Origin of the sequence: Acinetobacter lwoffii (genome assembly GCF_024129685.1) — a bacterium.
Classification (GTDB): Bacteria; Pseudomonadota; Gammaproteobacteria; order Pseudomonadales; family Moraxellaceae; genus Acinetobacter; species Acinetobacter lwoffii_X.
The window spans coordinates 1-322 of the sequence record NZ_JAMXXL010000091.1 but is presented as its reverse complement, the minus strand read 5'-3'; the positions used below and the strand labels follow the sequence as shown (position 1 = coordinate 322).

General features: G+C 34.2%; 1 pseudogene. It reads right to left on the bottom strand.

Going from position 1 to position 322, the window contains the following annotated elements:
• Positions 1-322 (bottom strand): annotated as a pseudogene (locus tag NI464_RS15795) (IS5-like element ISAba31 family transposase); the annotation flags it as partial.

The following is a 322-nucleotide window of genomic DNA, read 5'->3' as shown; positions in this document are numbered from 1 at the left end:
CAGGCTAAAGCAACAGAACTTTGATAATTTCTTTTGAGCTTGTCATATCGAGTAGCTATTCCTCTAAATTGCTTTAATCTACAAAACATATTTTCAACTAAATGCCTGATTTTATATAAATACCAGTCCATATGGTCATTGTTCGATTGGCTATTTGTTTTCTTTGGTATATTCGCTTTAGTCCCTGTTTTCCTGATCTGTTCACGCAGTGGTTCTGAATCATAGCCTTTATCTGCACATACCACTTTTGTCTCTTTTAAATCTAATGTTGATATTAAATCAGGTGCAACTTTAACATCATGTGTGGTTCCATCGGTAATCA